At 64.5% G+C, this 653-nt stretch carries 1 protein-coding gene; it reads left to right on the top strand.

Features of this window, described 5'->3' with window-relative positions:
- Positions 1–33: 33 nt before the first annotated feature.
- On the top strand, positions 34–653 hold a 620-nt coding region (locus tag OO67_RS35385), incomplete at its 3' end, for a hypothetical protein (protein ID WP_051710306.1).

The following is a 653-nucleotide window of genomic DNA, read 5'->3' as shown; positions in this document are numbered from 1 at the left end:
GTCAACTCCTACACGGCTCGGCATGCGTACGGGATGCCGGAGAAGGCTTTCAAGGGGTTCCGTGATCTGGCGCGGGACAGGAACGTGGTCATCGACGTTCGTCCGACGAATCCTCTTGCGCCGAAGTGGCTCGAGGCCGGGGCGTTGCCCAAGCCGCAGGAGATCAAGGCCAAGACGTTGAACGAGGTCGATGTTCTTCTGGGGGCGGACCCGGAGAGCGTCGGGCTTGTCGGTTACTTCAAGCCGGTGATGCCTGAGGCGGGGGCCGTTCCGGAGGGTGAGCGGGAAGGGGTTCTGTCGCGTTTCAACGAGCGTTCGACGGAGTTCCGTGAACTGGCCGCGAAGATGGCGGCGTTGGAGGCGGAGAACAGGTTCGTCGTCCGTGACGGGGTCGTCTTCGGGTTGGGTGAGGACGGTGGCCGGCGTCCGATCACCGGTGATCATGATGTGTTCGACGTGTCGACGCCGGGCGGTACGCGGGTCGCGTATCCCGCGCACGACGCGCTGATCGAGGAGATGCGGTCGAGGGACATGGCCGTGATGCACGGCGCGCACATGTTCTGGAATCCGCCGACCGCCTTCGACAAGTCGCTCTTCGACAAGATCGTCGGCGCGCATCAGGGTCCTGACGGTGAACCGCTGCTCCGGTTCAG

It is taken from the genome of Streptomyces atroolivaceus (assembly GCF_000717025.1).
Lineage (GTDB): Bacteria > Actinomycetota > Actinomycetes > Streptomycetales > Streptomycetaceae > Streptomyces > Streptomyces atroolivaceus.
Note: the sequence above shows the minus strand (reverse complement) of the source record. Positions and strands in the feature narration are given on the sequence as shown.